The 16781-nt window shown below is 73.0% G+C and carries 6 protein-coding genes; 3 read left to right on the top strand and 3 right to left on the bottom strand.

All coding sequences use genetic code 11. The annotated features are described in order from the left end of the window. From IF54_RS0137975 to IF54_RS0137965, 3 genes are all read right to left on the bottom strand, one after another. Positions 1-6287: non-ribosomal peptide synthetase (locus IF54_RS0137975; protein WP_037821145.1), on the bottom strand; the 6287-nt coding region annotated here is incomplete at its 3' end. A 2-nt stretch (positions 6288-6289) separates the two neighbouring features. Next, positions 6290-10942 carry a non-ribosomal peptide synthetase gene (locus IF54_RS0137970; RefSeq protein ID WP_051735699.1) on the bottom strand — a complete coding sequence of 1551 codons (4653 nt, stop codon included), beginning with the start codon at positions 10940-10942 and terminating at the stop codon, positions 6290-6292. Between the two features lie 129 nt (positions 10943-11071). Then, positions 11072-11293, bottom strand: coding sequence for an MbtH family protein (locus IF54_RS0137965; RefSeq protein WP_030327231.1), 222 nt, complete (start codon positions 11291-11293; stop codon positions 11072-11074). A gap of 251 nt (positions 11294-11544) precedes the next feature. On the opposite strand from IF54_RS0137965, the gene IF54_RS0137960 reads away from it, so the two are divergent. From IF54_RS0137960 to IF54_RS0137950, 3 genes are all read left to right on the top strand, one after another. After that, positions 11545-12288, top strand: a complete 744-nt coding sequence (locus tag IF54_RS0137960) for an ABC transporter ATP-binding protein (RefSeq protein ID WP_030327230.1) — start codon at positions 11545-11547, stop codon at positions 12286-12288. Next, the gene (locus IF54_RS0137955) at positions 12282-14831 is read left to right on the top strand and encodes an FtsX-like permease family protein (protein ID WP_051735698.1); all 2550 of its coding nucleotides are present in this window, start codon (positions 12282-12284) and stop codon (positions 14829-14831) included. The genes IF54_RS0137960 and IF54_RS0137955 overlap by 7 nt, the downstream gene beginning before the upstream one ends. Positions 14832-15156: 325 nt before the next feature. After that, positions 15157-16781 (top strand): non-ribosomal peptide synthetase (locus tag IF54_RS0137950; protein WP_159002301.1); only part of this gene is annotated, 1625 nt, incomplete at its 3' end.

The raw sequence follows: 16781 nt of genomic DNA, 5'->3' as shown, positions 1-16781 counted from the left end.
TGCGACCAGACCGCCGCCAGCCGCTCCTCCACCGGAGTCCTCGGCGCCACATACCGCTCCGCCGCGAACGCCGCCAAGTCCGGCGCCGGAAGCGCCCGATGATCCACCTTCCCGTTGACGGTCAGGGGAATCGCGTCGAGCGTCACGAACGCGGCCGGGACCATGTAGTCGGGCAGCGCGGCGGCGAGGTGGACACGCAGATCAGCGTTGTCGATGGCACCGCCGTCCGTGACGACTACGTACCCGACGAGGGACTTCTCCCCCGATCCGGCCCCGGACCCGAGTTCCCGGACCGCCACCACGACATCACGCACCCGCGCGTGCTCCCGCAGCCGGGCCTCGATCTCCCCCAGCTCGATGCGGTAGCCACGGACCTTGACCTGCTTGTCGATGCGCCCGAGCGACTCGAGCGTCCCGTCAGGCAGTCGCCGTGCGAGGTCACCGCTGCGGTAGAGGCGCGAGCCGGCCGGGCCGAACGGGTTCGGTACGAACCGTTCCGCCGTGAGACCGGGCCGCCCGAGGTACCCCCGGGCCAGACCGGGACCGCCGACGTGGATCTCGCCCGGCACGCCGACCGGCACCAACTGGCCGTCGGCGTCCAGCAGATGGATGGTCAGGTCGGTCAGCGGAGAGCCGACGGGACTGTGGGCCGGGTGGGTGAGGTCGGTGTCGGTGACGCGGTGGTAGGTGGCATGCACCGTGGTCTCGGTGATGCCGTACATGTTGATCAGCGCGGGGCGGGATGCGCCGACACGGTCGGTCCACGGCTGGAGTTCGGACATGTCGAGGCGCTCGCCGCCGAAGATGACGGCGCGCAGGGCGAGTTCGTCGACGCGCGGGTCGCCGTCGCCGGCCAGGGCGGCGAGCGAGCGGAACGCGGACGGCGTCTGGCACAGCACGGTCACCCGTTCCCGCACCAGCAGGTCGAGCATGTCCTGCGGCGAACGGCTCACCTGCGGGGGTACGACGACAAGCCGGCCACCGTGCAGCAGCGCGCCCCACATCTCCCACACCGACCAGTCGAAGGCGTAGGAGTGGAAGAGCGTCCACACGTCGTCCGCCGTGCAGGGGAACTGTTCGCGGGTCGAGGCGAACAGGCGGACCACGTTGGCGTGGGTGAGGCTGACGCCCTTGGGCAGACCGGTCGAGCCGGAGGTGTAGATGACGTAGATCAGGTTGTCCGGGCGTACGGCCGTCTGCGGCGCCGTCGACGGACGCGCGGCGATCGCCGAGGCGTCCGCGTCCACCAGGACACGCGTGCCCGTGAACTCCACCTCCGGCAGTGCCGATACCGACGACACCAGCAGTGACGCGCCCGCGTCGGCCAGCATGTACGCCAGCCGCTCGGCCGGGTTGACCGGGTCCAGCGGCAGATACGCCGCTCCCGACTTCAGCACGCCCAGCAGTACCGGGATGACGTCCAGCCCGCGCTCCAGGCTCACGCCGACGATCGTCTCGGGGCCGGCGCCGGACGCGATCAGGTGATGGGCGATGCGGTTGGCCCGCTCGTCCAGCTCCCGGTAGGTCAGGCGGGCGTCCTCGAATGTCAGCGCCACGGCGTCCGGTGTGCGGGCGGCCTGCTCGCCGAAGATCTCGTGGACGCAGCTGTCCACCGGGAGTTCGACGGCCGCGTTCCAGTCACCCAGCAGCAGCGCCCGCTCGGTCCCGGACAGGAACGAGCCCCGGGCGTCGCCGTCCGCGTCCGCCGCCATGGACTCCAGCACCGCGCGGTACATGCCGCCCAGCCGGTCCAGGCTCTCCTCGCCGAGCACGGTGCTCGACGCGTTGAGGTTGAAGGCGCCGTCACGGGCGATGGCGGTGAGCGCGAACTCGTTGCCGCCGTCACGGAGTCCGTTGTCGACGGCCTCGGTGTCGCGGTCGCGCTGGTGGAAGTTCTGGTAGTCGAAGAGGACGCTCAGCAGCTCTCCGCCGGCACCCGCGGCACGCCGAATCGCGGGGAGCGGGTAGCGGCGCCGGGACCAGATCTCGGTCTCCTGGCGGTAGACCTGCTGCACCAGCTCACGCCACGTGCCCGCGCCCTTGGCCGACGGGAAGGGCAGGGTGTTGAGGTGCATGCCCAGCACGCGGTCGGCGCCCGGCGCCTCCAGACGGCCGTGGTACACCACGCCCGTGTGGAAGGCGTCCTCCGCCGTCAGCATGCCCAGCACCCTCAGGTGGGCGGCCAGCAGCACGCTCTTCAGCGAGGTCTTCGCCTCGCCCGCAAGTCGTCGCAGCCCCTCCTCCAGGTCCGCGAACGGCACCCGCACGTGCACCGGTCGGCCCGGGCTCTCGTCGGAGGCCCACGCCCCCGGCAGGGTCAGCGGCGCGTACCCGCCGACGACGCCCTGCCAGAACTCCTGGTCCCCGGAGTCCGCCAGCGACAGCTGCTCGGCGGCCACGAAGTCGGCGTACCGCACTGCCGGAGCCTCGTACCCGGGCAGGTCACGCCCCTCGCGCAGCGCGCGGTAGACGTCCAGCAGCTCCACCAGCAGTGAGTTGACCGTCCAGCCGTCGGTGACCGCGTGGCAGTGGCTGAACGTGACGCGCCACGCCTCGTCGGACTCCAGGTGCACGGCGACACGCAGCAGCGGGGCGTCGGTCAGCTCGAACCAGCCGGCGCGCTCGGCGGTCGCGTACTCGGCCTCGTAGCGGCGCAGCTCCCCGGCCGTGAGGCCGCGTACGTCGTCGACGGTCACGGGCACGGCCCCGTCCGCGCGGACCAGCTGGAGAGGCTGGGAGTAGCCCTCCAGGTGGACAGAGGTGCGCAGGATGTCGTGGCGGGCCACCAGGGTGTCCACGGCCGTGCGCAGGGTCTCCTCCGAGAAGGGGAGGGTGTCCGGGATCCGGTAGGAGGTGATGTTCCGGTAGGCGTTGCCGCCGTCGCCGGTGAGCATCTCGACGAGCATGCCCGTCTGGACCTGGGACAGCGGGTAGGCGTCCACGACGCCGGCCGGAAGGGCGGCCCGGTCCTCCTCGCCGATCAGGGCGAACGGCTCCACCGCGGCGACCGGGGCGACGGTCCCCGGCTCGCGGGCGGCCACGAGCGCGCCGAGCGCGGTGATCGTACGGTGTTCGAAGATGTCGCGGATCGACGCCTCGTACCCGGCGGTGCGCAGGGCACCGGCCAGGCGTACGGCGCGGATGGAGTCGCCGCCGAGGTCGAAGAAGCTGTCCTCGACGCCGACCCGGTCGAGACCGAGGACCTCCGCCCAGACCTCTGCCAGCCGCTCCTCCACCGGGGTGCGCGGGGCGGCGTATCCGCCGGCGACGGCTCCGTAGGCGTCGGCCTCGGGGGCGGGCAGGGCACGTCGGTCGAGCTTGGCGTTGGCGGTCAGCGGCAGCGCGTCGAGGACGACGACGGCGGACGGGACCATGTACTCGGGCAGCCGGGCGGCCACCTGCTCGCGGACGCGGCGGGCGTCGACGTGCGCGCCGGGCCCGGGCACGGCGTAGGCGACGAGTCGGCGCTCGCCGGGCCGGTCCTCGCGGACCACGACCGCCGTGCGGGCGACCTCGGAGCACTGGGCGACGGCGGCCTCGACCTCGCCGAGCTCGATGCGGTAGCCGCGGACCTTGACCTGGTCGTCGCTGCGGCCGAGGAACTCCAGGCGGCCGTCGGCGCGGCGGCGCACCAGGTCGCCGGTGCGGTACATGCGCTCGCCGGGGGTGCCCCAGGGGTCGGGGAGGAAGCGTTCGGCGGTGGCGTCGGGGCGGCCGAGGTAGCCGCGCGCCAACTGGGCGCCGGAGACGTACAGTTCGCCGGCCGCGCCGACCGGGACGGGGGCGAGGCGGGCGTCCAGGACATGCAGGCGGGTGTTCCAGACCGGGCGGCCGACGGCGACGCGGCCGGTGTCGGTGGCGGGGTCGTAGGTGTGGCCGGTGACCATGACGGTGGTCTCGGTGGGGCCGTAGCAGTTGTGCAGGCTGACGCCCCAGGCGGCGACGGTCTCGGCGGCCAGGGCGGGGGTGAGCGGCTCACCGCCGACGAGGACGCGGGTCAGCGGCAGGGTGGTGGGCGCCGTGCGCAGGGCCACCGCGAGCAGCGAGGGGACGAACTTGGCGACGGTGATGTCACGGTCCCGGATCCACGCCGTGATCTGCTCGGCGTCGCGGACGACCGGCTCGGGCGCTATGTGCACGGACGCGCCGGTGAGCAGCGGCAGCCAGAACTCGGGCACGGCACCGTCGAAGGTGAGCGGCGCCCGGAACAGGACGCGGTCGCGGCCGGTCAGCGGTATCTCGGCGGCCATCCAGGCGGCGTGGTTGGCGAGGGCGCCGTGGGTGGCGAGGACGCCCTTGGGGGTGCCGGTCGAGCCGGAGGTGTAGATGGCGTAGGCGGGGTGGGTGGGCAGGAGCGGCGCGCGGCGGTCCGTGTCCCGGAGGTCTGTCGCGGGCTGGCCGGCCAGGGCGGCGTGGGTCTCGGGGGTGTCCAGCAGCAGGATCGGTACGTCGGGAAGCGCGCCGGTGGTCTCGGTGGTGGCGATCGTGAAGGCCGGGCGGGCGTCGTCCAGCACGTAGGCGATGCGGGCGGCCGGGTGGGTGAGGTCGAGGGGCAGGTAGGCGGCGCCGGACTTGAGGACGGCGAGCAGGGCCACGATCAGGTCGTTGCCGCGGGGCAGCGCCAGGCCTACGAGCCGTTCCGGGCCGGCGCCGATCGCGGTGAGGACGCGGGCCATACGGTTGGCGCGCTCGTTGAGTTCGGCGTAGGTGAGCGTGGTGTGCTGGTCGGCCAGGGCGAGGGCGTCGGGGGTGCGGGCGGCGCGGGCTTCGAAGAGCTCGGGCAGGGTGGTGCCGGGCAGGGGGTGCGCGGTGTCGTTGGCGGCGGTGAGCAGGGCGCGTTCGCTGGGGAGCAGCAGGTCGGCCTGGGACAGCGGGAGTTCGGGGGCCGCCACGGCCTGCTCCAGGAGGCGGACGTACTGCTCGGCCATCCGCTCGATGGTGGACCGGTCGAACAGGGCGGTGGCGTAGCGCAGTCGGGCGTTGAGAGCGCCGTTCTGGGAGTCCTCGACGTCGAGGGTGAGATCGACCTTGGCGATGCGGTCGGCGGTCTCGGCGCGGGCGGTCAGGCCGGGCAGGGTGAACTCGGGGGCCTGGTGTTCGCGCAGGACGAAGCCGGCCTGGTAGAGCGGGGTGCGGGAGAGGTCGCGCTCGGGCTGGAGTTCGTCGACGAGGGTGCCGAAGGGCACGGACTGGTGGGAGTAGGCCTCCAGGACGGTGCGGCGGCCGGTGGCGAGGAGGTCCTGGAAGCGGGGGTCGCCCTGCCAGGCGAGGCGGGTGACGAGCACGTTGATGCCGTAGCCGATGAGTTTCTGCAGCTCGGGGCGGCCGCGGCCGGAGACGGTGACGCCGACGGGAATGTCGGTGGTGCCGCTCCAGCGGGCGAGCAGCGCCTGGAAGGCGGTCAGCAGGACCACGAACCGGGTCATGTCGCGCTCGGCCGCCAACTCGTGGGCGCGGCGGGCGAGTTCGGCGGGGATGGTGAAGGTGACGGCGTCGCCGTCGGGGTCGCGGTGGGCCGGGCGCTGCCGGTCGGTGGGCAGGTCCAGGACGGGGACGCCGGCGAGCTGCCCGCGCCAGTAGTCGAGCTGCTTGTCCAGCGCGTCTCCGCTGAGTTCGCGGCGCTGCCAGGCGGCGTAGTCGGCGTACTGGACGGGCAGCGGCGCGAGCGGGGAGGGTTCGCCGGCGAGTTCCGCGGTGTAGAGGGCGCCGAGTTCCTCGGCGAAGATGCCGACGGACCAGGCGTCGCAGGCGATGTGGTGGATGGTGACGACGAGGATGTGCTCGTCGTCGGCCAGGGCGATGAGGTTCGCCCGGGCGGAGAGGTCGCGTTCCAGGTCGAAGGGGGCGGTGATCTCCCGTTCGACGGCCGCGCGGGCCTCGGCCTGGCGGGCGTCGGCCGGCACGTCGGTGAGGTCGAGGACCGGGAGGGCCAGGTCGCGGGCCGGTTCGACGATCTGCGTGGGCGCGTCGCCGTCGAGGGCGTAGCGGGTGCGCAGGATCTCGTGGCGGGCGACGATCCCGGACCAGGCCGCGCGCAGGGCGGCCCGGTCCAGGGTGCCGGTGAGCCGCAGCACCAGGGGTACCAGGTACTCGGCGCTGTCGGGTTCCAGCCGGTTGAGGAACCACATCTGCTGCTGGCCGAAGGAGAGCGGCAGCTGCTGGTCCCGGTCAACCGTGGTGATCAGGGACCGGCGACCCCCCCGCTTGCCGGCCAGCCGGCGCCGCAGCAACTCCGCACGCTGCGATGCCACGTTCTGCTCGGTCGACCGCTTGTCGCCGGTGCTCATTGCTACTGCTCCCTCGGGTTGGTGCGGGTGTCGGTGAGGTCGAACTCGACGAGTTCGGAGTCGGACAGCTGGTCGATCTCGGCCCTGATCAGGTCCTCGACGGCGGCCGCGAGGCGGCTGACGGTGGGCTGGCCGAAGACGGTGGCGATCGACAGGTCGACGTCGAACTCGTCCTGGAGGCGTGAGGTCATGCGGATGGCGAGGATGGAGTGGCCGCCGAGTTCGAAGAAGCTGTCGTGGACGCCGACGCCGGGCAGGCCCAGCAGCTCCGTCCAGATCTCGGCGATGCGCTCCTCGGTGGGTGTGGTCGGCGGGTCGAGCCGGCTGCCGGTCGGGGCGATGTCGGGCAGGGCGCGGCGATCGACCTTGCCGTTGGCGGTGAGCGGGATCCGGTCGATCACGGCGATCGCCGCGGGCACCATGTACTCGGGCAGCACCTCGGCGAGTTCCTCGCGTACGGCGTCCAGGTCGAGCCGGGTGCCGTCCTCGGCGACGACGTGCGCGACGAGGGACTTCTCGCCGGTGGCGCTTTCCCGGACGGTGACGGCCGCGTCGCGGACGGGGGGCAGGCCGGCCAGTACGGCCTCGATCTCGCCGAGTTCGATGCGGTAGCCGCGCAGCTTGACCTGGGTGTCGATCCGGCCGAGGAACTCGACGGCGCCGCCGGGCAGGATCCGCGCCAGGTCACCGGTGCGGTAGAGGCGGGCGCCGGGCGGGCCGTAGGGGTCGGGGACGAACTTCTCGGCGGTCAGGCCGGGCCGGCCCAGATAGCCGCGGGCCAGTCCGGCGCCGCCGACGTGCAGTTCACCGGCGACACCGACCGGGGCCGGGCGGCCGGTGTCGTCGAGGACGACGGTGGTGGTGCCCGGCAGCGGGCCGCCCAGCGGTACGACCGTGTCGTACACCCGGTCCACGGGGTGGGCGGTGGAGCCGATGGACGCCTCCGTCGGGCCGTACTCGTTGATGAGCCGGCCAGGGCCCAGCAGCTCCAGCCAGTGTTCGGCGGTCCGCCCGGGCAGCGCCTCACCGGCGACCAGGATCCGCTCGGCGAGACCTGCGGCCTGCTCACGGCTCAGCTGGTCGGTGAGCAGCTCGAGATGGCCGGGGGTGAGTTTGACGAAGCTGTACGGCGCTCCGGCAGCCAGGGAGGTGCCGAGCCGGCCGAGGTCGAGGTCGGCGGGCAGCAGGTGCACGGGGCGGCCGGTGAGGAGGGGGACGTAGAGGTTGGTGGCGGGCAGGTCGAAGGCGATGGAGGAGAACAGCGGGGCTCCGCCGTCCGTACCGGCCGGTTGGGGCACCAGGTCGCGGGCGGCCCAGCGCAGGTGATTGACCAGGCCCCGGTGGTGGACCATGACGCCCTTGGGCCGGCCCGTCGATCCCGACGTGTAGATGACGTACGCCAGTTGCTCCGGGTCGGTGGTGCGGGAGGGCGGGGTGGCGGGGCGGGCTGCGATGGCGTCCCGTTCGGTGTCCAGCAGGATCCGGCGGCCGGTGTGGTCGCAGGTGGCCGGGTGCGCGGCGGTCTCGGTGACCAGCAGCGGGGAGGCACAGTCGGCGAGGACGTGCCGGAGGCGTTCGGCGGGCAGGCTGGGGTCGAGCGGGAGGTAGGCGGCGCCGGTCTTCCAGATGCCGAGGAGGGCGGGGACGAGGTCGGGGCCGCGGTTCAGGCACAGACCGACGACGGTCTCGGGGCCGGCGCCGGCGGCGATCAGGTGGTGGGCGACGCGGTTGGCGCGCTCGTCGAGTTCGCGGAAGGTGATTCGCCGGTCCCCGAGGACGACGGCGGTGGCGTCCGGGGTGGCGGCGGCCTGGGCCTCGATGAGGTCGAGGGTCGTACCGGCGGGCCAGTCGGCGCGCTCACCGGTGCCCCAGGCGGTGAGCTGCTCGCGGTCCGCCGTGGAGAGCAGGTCGGCCCGGCCGAGGCTGAGGGCCGGGTCGGCGGTGAACGCCTCCAGCAGGCGCAGGAACTGCTCGGCGAGCCGCTCGACGGTGTCGTGCTCGAAGAGGGCGGCCGCGTATTCGAAGGCGCCGCTCCAGGTGCCGTCGGCCTCGCTGCGGACGTAGAGGGTGAGGTCGGTCTTGGCGACCTGGCGGGCCGGGTGGAGGTAGTCGATGTCGGCCTTGTCGGGCATCCCGCCGATCAGGTGGCCGTCGTGCAGGTTGAAGGCGACCTGATAGAGGGGGGTTCGGGAGAGGTCGCGCTCGGGGCGCAGTTCGTCGACGATGTGCTCGAACGACAGGTTCTGGTGGGCGTAGGCCTCCTGGCAGGTGGTGCGCAGCCGGTCCAGGGCCTCGGTGAAGGAGAGGGTGGCGTCGAGGCGGCAGCGCAGCACGAGCGAGTTGAGGAAGAAGCCGACGGTCCGCTCGACTTCGGGACGGGTGCGGCCGGCGACCGGGGTGCCGACGACGACGTCCCACTGGCCGCTGTGCCGGGCGAGGAGCGTGCCGAACGCGGTGAGCAGCGTCATGAAGGGGGTGGCGTCCCGGCTCTGGCCGAGGGCGCTGACGGCGTTCATCAGGTGCGGCGGGATGGCGAAGGAGACGACACCGCCGCGCGGGTCGCGCTTGGCCGGGCGCGGGTGGTCGGTGGGCAGCTCCAGCGGCACGAGACCGTCCAAGGCGTCCCGCCAGTAGGCGAGTTCGTCGTCGAGCCGCTCCTTGGAGTGCCACTCGCGCTGCCAGGCCGCGTAGTCGGCGTACTGGACGGGCACCTCGGGCAGGTGTGCCTCGGTGCCGGCCCGGTGGGCTGCGCACAACCGGCGGAACTCGTCCTCCAGGACGGACGCCGACCAGCCGTCGCAGGCGATGTGGTGGATCGTCACCAGTAGCAGCCGTTCGTCGCCGCTTTCCGGGGTGCGGGCCAGCGTGGCCCGCCAGAGCCGCCCTGAGGCCAGGTCGAAGGGCGTCTCGAACTGCTCGCGGAAGTACTCCACGACCTGTTCGCGCGTCCCCTCGACACTGCGCATCTCGATCGGCAGGGTCGCGCCGACCTCCTGCACGGGCTCGCCGCCGACGGTGACGTAGCGGGTGCGCAGCACCTCGTGCCGGTCGGCCAGCGTGTCCAGCAGGCGGCGTACGGCGGCCGGTTCGAGGTCGGCGGGGACGCGCAGGAAGAGCGGGGCGATCCACTCCGGGCTGGGGTCCATGGTGTCCAGCAGCCAGATGCGGCGCTGGCCCGAGGAGAGCGGCAGCGGCCGGTCGCGGCGGACGGCGGTGACGGCGGGCGTGGTGTCCTGCCCGGCGTCGACGGTGAGCAGGGCCGCCTGCTCGCGGACGGTGGCGGCGGTGAACAGGTCGGCCAGGATGACCTGGCAGCCGGTGGCCTTGTGCAGCCGGGCGGCGAGTTCGGTCAGCAGCAGCGAATAGCCGCCGAGCTGGAAGAAGTTGTCGTCGGCGCCGACCTGGGCGATCTCCAGGAGCTCCGCCCACACGGCGGCGACGGCCTGCTCGGCCGGCGTGTCCGGGGCGACGTACGCCGGACGGCCGGGAATCCCGGTGGGCGTGGGGGCGACGGTGGTCCCGGCCGGGTCGAGCTGCTCCAGAGTTCCGTCGGTGCGCCAGCGGACGGCGGTGCCGGTGCTGTACATGCGGCTGCCGGGGGCACCGAAGGGGGCGGGACGGAAGTGGTCGGCGGTCGCGCGCGGGTCGTCGCGGTGGCCGAGGGCGACGCCCTGGCCGGAGACGTGGAGTTCACCGGGGATGCCGGGCGGGACGGGGTCGCCGTACTCGTCGAGGACGAGCAGCCGTACGTTGTCGACGGGCCGTCCCAGCAGCGGCTCGGCGCTCTCCCGCCACGGGTCGAAGGCGGCGGAGGCGACGGTGAGCGCCCCGCCGTGCAGGACGTGCAGGGTGCGCGGTTCGGCGCCGGTGCGCTCGGCGAGCGCGCGGCCGGTCTGACGGGTGAGCGCGGAACCCGCCGACAGGAACAGGCGCGGTACGGCGCCCTCCCAGCCGTCGGCGGCGACCGCCGCGGCCAGTTGCCCGGGCGTGGCGACGAGGACGGTGACACGGTGCTCGGCGAGGGTGCGGGGGAGGTCCTCGCCCGTGCCGAGTCCGGCGGCAGCTCCGCTGATGAGGGCGGCCAGCAGCGGACCGTACGACGTGTGGACCGGGCCCGTGTGCAGGATCCGGTCGCTCTCCTCGACGCCGTGCTCCTCGACCAGCCAGCCGACCTGGTTCGCGAGGGTCGCGTGGTCCAGCAGCAGCGCCCCGGTGCCGTCTCCGGTCGGGACGGCCCACGCGGGGTCGAGCGGGTCGGGGGTGACGTCGACGGGGGCGACGGGGGTGGTGTCGCCGACTGCGCTGTCGTCGAGGCGGAGGACCCGGGGGTGGTCACAGGCCCCGTCGGTGAGGACGGCGTCGGCCGCCCCGGCCGGGTCGTCGGCGTCCAGCGGCAGCACAGCGGCCCCGGCCCGCCACACGCCGATGACGGCCGCCGCCAGGTCCCGCGCGGCGGGCAGGCGGAGACCGACGACGGTGCCCCGGCCGACACCCGCATCGGTCAGGAGACGGGCCACGCGATGGGCCCTCTCGTCGATTTCGCGGTAGCCGATTTCGCGGTAGCCGAACTCGTGGTGGCCGTCGAATACGGCGACCGAATCAGGAACCCGGCTCGCCGAGTTCGCGAAAAGGTGATGCAGAAAGGGCCGTGCCACGAGAGCTCCTCGCTCGGCTGGAATCGAAGGAACCGGATTCGAAGGAACCGGAATCGAAGGAAATCGGGCCGCGGCACGGGCGGTGAGTGCGCGTTCCGGCCGCGGCTCCTGAATGGTCGGGCGGCGTCCTCAGGCGGCGGTCTGTGCCATGCGCTCGCGCAGGCTCTTGGGACGCATGTCGGTCCACACATCGCCGATCCGGGCCAGGCACTCCTCTTTGGTGCCGGAGGTGCCCTCCTGGTGCCAGCCGGCGGGCAGCGCGCGGTCCGCCCACCAGATCGAGTACTGCTCCTCGTCGTTGAGGACGACGAGATAGGTCTGCTCCTGCGCGTCAACGTTCTGCTCGGACATGCCGATCCCCGATCACTCGATCTCTCGATCACTTGAGATGCGCACGGACACGGACCGGCGGCGGCCCGCACACGTGCCCTTGATATGCCGTGAGTCTCGGGACGCCCGCTATAGGTGCTCTATACGTCGTGGGCGCACGGTCGGGCCCACGGACTGATCCCCGCCTCACCCGGGGGGTAGGGCAGGCACCACCCCCAGAACTGACGCGCAGTTCATTCCCCCACGCCTGACCCGGAAGGTCTACTTGCGCCATGGCCGTCACAGAATTCGCCGTCGAACTCCGCTCCGTATCCAAGACCTATCGCTCCGGTCCCGAACCCGTTGTCGGACTGGACCGGGTGAGTCTCGGTTTTCCCTTCGGCACCTTCACGGCCGTCATGGGCCCGTCCGGGTCCGGTAAATCCACACTGCTGAGGTCCGCCGCCGGCCTGGAGGGCATGGACAGCGGACAGGTTCTCGTCGACGGCACCGAACTCGGCGGCCTCAAGGACAAGGAACTGACCCTGCTCCGGCGGGAGAAGATCGGTTTCGTCTTCCAGTCCTTCAACCTGCTCCCCTCCCTGACAGCCGCGCAGAACGTGGCGCTCCCCGTGAAGCTCGCCGGCCGCCGCCCGAGCCGCTCGGATGTGCTGGCCGCGCTCTCCTCCGTAGGCCTCGCCGACCGGGCCGGGCACCGCCCCGGTGAGCTGTCCGGCGGCCAGCAGCAGCGGGTCGCCATCGCCCGCGCCCTGATCAGCCGTCCGGCCGTGGTCCTCGCCGACGAGCCGACCGGCGCCCTCGACACCAAGAGCGGCCGCGAGGTCCTGACGCTGCTGCGCGGCCTCGCCGACGACGCCGGGCGCGCGGTCGTGATGGTCACCCACGACCCGGTCGCCGCCGCCCGCGCGGACCGCGTCGTCTTTCTCACCGACGGCCGCCTCGCCGGCGAGCTGGAACGGCCGACGGCCGAGGGTGTCGCCGCCCGCATGACGAGCCTGGAGGCCGTCGCATGCTGACCGTCGCCCTGTCCACCCTGCGCGTGCGCTGGGTCTCCTTCGTCGGCACCTTCGTCGCCCTCGCGTTCGGTGTCGGCCTCATGGCGACCGCGATCCCGGTGATCGCCGCGACCGGTGGCGTCGCCACCCCCGCCCAGCACCGGTACGCCAAGGCACCCGTGGTCGTCGTACCGAACACCACCATCGACGTCGTCGACGACTCCGGGCAGGTCGAGTCCACCGCGGTCACCCAGCAGCCCGGTCTTCCGGCCGCCGTCGTCAAGGCCGTCGGCGCGACCGGCAAGGTCATCGCCGACCACAGCTTCTACGCCCAGCTCACCACCGGCCCCAAGGACCAGGTGGGCCGGGGCTGGTCCATCGCGGCGGCCGGCGGCTACCGGCTGACAACCGGTCACGCCCCGGCCCGTGACGGCGAGGTGGTCGTCGGCGGCGGCGCCCGCTCCCTGATCGGCCGCACGCTGCCGCTGACCACGTCCACCGGCCCCATGACGGTCACCGTCACCGGTGTCACCGCCAAGGTCCCCTTCGAGGACGCGGTGTTCTTCACCGACGCGCAGGCCGCCCGCCTCTCCCCCGCCGTCGACGCGCTCGCCGCGTACGGCTCGGCCGCCGAGGTACGGCAGGCCGTCGAGGAGGGCTTCGGCGGCACCTCCCACGCCCTCGTCCTCACCGGCGACGCCCGCCTGACCGCCGACCCGCACCACTCCGAACTCCTCGCTCTGATGGACAGTGTGGACACCCCGCTCGGGCTGGCCGCCGGCGTCGCCGGATTCGTCGCCGTGTTCGTCGTCTCCGGCACCTTCGCCCTGTCCATCTCCCAGCGCCGCCGCGAACTGGCCCTGCTCCGCCTCGTCGGCTCCACCCGCCGCCAGCTGCGCACCCTGATCTACCTCGAGGCCGTCATGGTCGGCGTGCTCGCCTCCGCCGCGGGCTGCGCGATGGGCCTGGCCGGAGTCCCGCTGTGCCGCACCTGGCTGATCGACCACCACATCATCACCGCCGACTTCGCGGTCCCGGTCACCTGGTGGGCACTGCTCACCGCCGCCGGGATCGGCATGGTCACCGCCCTGATCGGGGTGCTGGTGTCCTCGCGCCGGGCCGGCCGGGTCAACCCCGGGGAGGCGCTGCAAGAGGCGTCGGTGGAGCGCAGGCCGCGCGGCGGGCACATCTTCCGCTGGGTGGCGGGCGGTCTCGCGCTGGCCGCCGGGATCGTCGCCGTCACCGGTACGGCCGCCGTGCAGCCGGAGGCCGGTGCCAACGCGGCCGCCTCCGCTTCCCTCGTCCTGGTGATCGTCGGCGCCTGCGCCACCCTCGCCGGAGTGCTGGCCGCCCCGCTGATCCGGCTCTTCACCGCCCTGCCCGGTCTCCTCGCCGCCCGCCGCGACCGGGACGCCGCCGACGCGGGCGGCGCGGTATGGACGACCGCCCGGCAGAGCGCCCTCACCGCGTTCCGCCGCACCTCGGCCACCACCACCCCCGTGGTGATCATCGTGAGCCTGGCGGGCTGTCTGCTCGGCAGCATCGGCACCATCAACGCCGCGCAGGTCAGCGGCGTACGCCGGCAGCTGTCGCATACGGACTACGTCATCCAGCCCGCCGGCACCCCCGGCCTGAGCCGGACCGTCGTCGAGCGCGTCCGCTCCGTCACCGGCATCACCCCGCTGGTCACCACCCCGACCACGGTCTTCGCGTCCCGCCCCCTGAAGCCCGCTCTGGCCCGGCACGCGGCCGCCGTCGACTCCACCGCCCTCGCCACCGTCGCCGACCTCCGCGTGTCCTCCGGCTCCCTCAGCCGCCTCGGCCCGGACTCCATCGTCGTCAGCGACATCTGGCCCGGCTCCCCGAAGACGGGGCAGCGCATCAAGGTGTGGCTGGCCGACGGCACCCAGAAGAGCCTTGAGGTCGCCGCCGTACTGGCCGCCGGGAACACCGACGTACGGGCGTACGTCGACTCCTCCTACGGCGGTACGACGACCCTGGCCGGCCGGATCGACGTACGGCTCGCGCCCGGCGCCGACCGGGCGAAGACGGTCGCGGAACTGCGCACCGCCGTGCACGGGCTGGGCGCTCGGGTCACCACCGCCGACCAGGTCGCGGCGGCCGCCACCGACGCCAACGAGGAGAGCTCCCACAACGGCATCCTCATGATCCTCGGCCTGTCGATCCTGTACGCCGTGATCGCCCTCGCCAACACGCTGGTCATGACCATCAGCGACCGCAGGCGCGAACTGGCCATGCTGCGGCTCGCCGGCGCCACCACGGGCCAGGTGCTGGGGGCCGTGGCGGTGGAGACGCTGATGTGTGTGGGCGCGGGAGCCGTGCTCGGCGCGCTGGGCTCGGCCATCAGCATCACCGGGTCCTGGGCGGCCCTGCGTCAGCTGGTGGGGCCGACACCGGCGGTGGTGCCGTGGTCGACGATGGGCGAGTTGGTCGCGGTGTGCGCGGCGGCGGCCCTGGTCGCGGCGGTGGCACCCGCACTGGCGGCGCTGCGGCGCGGAGCCGGGCGGAACATCCTCGCTGACATCAGCGGGGAGGCGGGCTGACCGAGCCCCCATGAGGACCGGAAACCTTCAGGACCGAGAACCTTCAGGACCGGACCCTCCTCGAACCCCCTTCCAGGTGGTGCGCATCCCCCGTGGCGCACGCCGCACGTCGGCCCCGAAGCCAACCGGCTTTCGGGGCCGACGCGTTCGTGGCCGTATAGAGCGCTTATAGCGGCCGCTCGCAGACTCCAGACATCTGACAGTTGCGAGCGTGCGGGAGACCGCCTCGCGACCACACGCCCGGAGAACCCCTCTCCGCGACCCACCTGAGCGGAACCTCGGCCGGGTTCGCACACCAACAGCCTCACATGATCGGGGGATCGGCATGTCCGAGCCGAACGTCGACGCGCAGGAGCAGACCGGTGCGGGCCGTCCGCTGACCGGCGAGCTGTTCGCCGCACGCAGCGCGGCCACGCCGTCGGCGGTCGCGGTGATCTGCGGCGCCACGAAATTGTCGTACCGGGAGGTGGAGGAGCGGGCCAACCGCATCGCTCACCACCTGATCGCCGCCGGCGCCGGCCCGGACACCGTGGTCGGCGTGTGCCTCGGCCGCGGCCCCGACCTGCTCCCCGTCCTGCACGGCATATGGAAGGCGGGCGCCGCCTACCTCCCGCTGGACCCCGCCCTGCCGCCGGACCGCATCACGTACATGCTGGCCGACGCGCAGGCGCCCATCCTGGTCACCGAATCCGCGTGGACGTCCCGCGTCGACGGTTTCACCGGCACCCGCGTATTCATGGACACCGACCGCGAGGCGCTGGAGGCCCGCCCCGCCACCCCGCCGGGCCTGCTGACCGACCCGGACCAACTGGCGTACGTCCTCTACACCTCCGGCTCCACCGGCCGCCCAAAGGGCGTGATGATCGGTCACCGCGCCCTCGCCAACCTGCTCGCCTCGGTCCGCGACGACATCGCGCCGGCCCGCCGCGCCACCTGGCTGGCGTCCACCTCCATCTCGTTCGACATCTCCGGCCTCGAACTCCACCTGCCGCTCATCACCGGCGGCCGGGTCGTCCTGGCCTCCGAAGCGCAGGCCAAGGACGCGGCTGCCCTCGTCGAGCTCATCGACACCCAGCGTGTCACCCACGTCCAGGCCACCCCGTCCGGCTGGCGCCTGCTGCTGGCCGCCGGGTTCGACAACTACGCGGTGACCGCCCTGGCCGGCGGCGAGCCGGTCGACCCGCAGCTCGCGGCCGACCTCCAGGACAAGGTCCAACGGCTCGTCAACGTCTACGGCCCCACCGAGACCACCATCTGGTCCACCTTCTCCGAGATCCCGGAGAACCCCGGCACCATCTCCATCGGCGGCCCCCTCGCCAACACCGGCGTGTACGTCCTCACCGAGGAACTCCAGCGGGTCCCGCCGGGCGTCGCGGGACAGCTGTACATCGACGGCCACGGCCTGGCCCGCGGCTACTTCGGCCGCCCCGACCTGACCGCGGAGAAGTTCCTCCCGAACCCGTACGGCGGGACCGGATCTCGCCTGTACGCCACCGGTGACCTGGCCCGGTTCCTGCCCGACGGCACCCTGGAGTGCCTCGGCCGCATCGACAACCAGGTCAAGATCCGCGGTTACCGCATCGAGCTCGGCGAGATCGAGGCCTGCCTACGGGAGCACGGACGGGTGCGGGACGCGGTGGTCGCGGTGCGGGAGACCGGGGCGCGGTCAGGCTCTGGCTCTGGCTCGGGCGAGAAGGCTCTGGTCGGTTACGTCGTCACGGTCGACGGCAGCGCTCCGGACGCCACGGAACTCCGCGCCCACCTGACGACGACCCTGCCCGAGTACATGGTCCCCGCCGCGTACATGGCCATTGACCGGGTGCCGTTGAGCAACAGCGGGAAGGTGGATCTTCGGGCGCTTCCGGCGCCGGACTTGGCGGCGTTCGCGGCGGAGCGGTATGTGGCGCCGAGGACTCCGGTGGAGGAGCGGCTGGCGGCGGTCTGGTCGCA

This window comes from Streptomyces sp. NRRL B-3229, from assembly GCF_000719505.1.
GTDB lineage: Bacteria > Actinomycetota > Actinomycetes > Streptomycetales > Streptomycetaceae > Streptomyces > Streptomyces griseorubiginosus.
Note: the sequence above shows the minus strand (reverse complement) of the source record. Positions and strands in the feature narration are given on the sequence as shown.